Origin of the sequence: Porphyromonas sp. HMSC065F10, from assembly GCF_001808555.1 — a bacterium.
Taxonomy (GTDB): Bacteria; Bacteroidota; Bacteroidia; order Bacteroidales; family Porphyromonadaceae; genus Porphyromonas_A.
This window is the reverse complement of the sequence record NZ_KV793762.1, coordinates 1-1,349: the sequence shown is the minus strand read 5'-3', so window position 1 is coordinate 1,349 and position 1,349 is coordinate 1. Positions and strand designations below refer to the sequence as shown.

The 1,349-nt window shown below is 57.4% G+C and carries 2 protein-coding genes and 1 riboswitch; both genes read left to right on the top strand.

Annotated elements, in window-relative coordinates; all coding sequences use genetic code 11:
- Window positions 1-642: hypothetical protein (locus HMPREF2890_RS09060; protein WP_168160405.1), on the top strand; the 642-nt coding region annotated here is incomplete at its 5' end.
- 97 nt (window positions 643-739) lie between these two features.
- A riboswitch (cobalamin riboswitch) is annotated at window positions 740-938 on the top strand.
- Between the two features lie 226 nt (window positions 939-1,164).
- The coding region (locus HMPREF2890_RS02575; protein WP_148130655.1) for a hypothetical protein at window positions 1,165-1,349 on the top strand (185 nt) is incomplete at its 3' end.

Below are 1,349 nucleotides of genomic sequence, written 5' to 3'. Positions count from 1 at the left end.
CTCCGTCCCGGCACGGAGAATAAGGTGGACCTCTACGTCTACAACCTTGACAAGGTCAAGTGCGCCACTGATGCCTCGGAGAGGTCACTCCGGTTCTCCTGGACGCCCTCCCTTGGGACCATCATTGATGACCACCACACCCGTCTTGCCGTCGTCACCCTCACCGATCTCAATAGCCTCACTGCCCTGAAGGTGGAGACCGGTGCTAAGCTGCATATCGACAAGAGCTACCGCCCCACTAAGATCTCCCGGCTGAAGCTGGAGTGCTTCAACGGCGGCGAACTGCTCTTCACCGGTGATGCGCAAGAAGTGATCGCCATAGCCGCCTACGAAGGAGAGCTCTACCTCTCCGGTAAGCAGAGGACGCTGCAACTCGTATCCACCTTCGATGGTTTGATCGATTATAGCGGCTCCTTCCACTTCGCTGATATGGACGCCGACAGAGGTGGCGGGATCATCCTCTCCGGCACCGGCGACACGGTGAACATCACCGCCTACCTCTACGGTGAGGTAATTAGTGATGAGCTCACGGTAAAGGGCGGCACCATCAATGCCGACTGCGGCATCACCATCCGCTGCACCGACCGCCGCAACATCACCTGCGAGACCGATAATCCCGACATCAAGATACTGACGAAGTAAGGACGAGCAAAAGGATCATCCGGCGAGAGCCTGCTCCCCCTTGGGCAAAAGGGAGGAGCGGGCTCTCCTTTTATTTCTTAACTTTGCACCGCCAAGGGGGGCACCCCGTACTGCAAGTTAAACACCTCCACTGTAGGAGGTGGGGAAACCGGTGAGAGTCCGGTACAGTACCCGCTGCTGTAAGTCTCACGCAATAGCCGATCGGCCTCGACAAGCCACTGGGGGCAACGCCCCTCGAGAAGGCGCTGATGCGGCAGAGATAAGTCAGAAGACCGACTTGCGACCCGGGATGCGCCCCCGAAGATAAGCCCTTAGTAGTCTCACACAATTTCTTTCGGGAGTTAAAGTTATGAACAGACAGTCAGGCGTTACTCGATCATCCCTCAGCATCACACGCTTATGGTCGAGATAGTACGCAACCTACTCTGGACGGGGGACACCCGACTCCTCCGCTCGATCAACCTCACCTACTATCTCACCGGTACACTGCCCCGATAACCCTTTTATCTCATACGAAACACTATGCATACCCTCAGATATCTACTTGCCTCCATCGCCCTCCTCGCCGGCGTTGTCGCTGCAGAGGCGCAGAAGCCCGGCCAGCTGCCGGACAAGACCATCACCCTCGGCTTCTGTCCCACAGACATCACCGCCTCCAGAGGCTTCGAGGTGGTACTCCGTCCCGGCACGGAGAATAAGGTGGACCT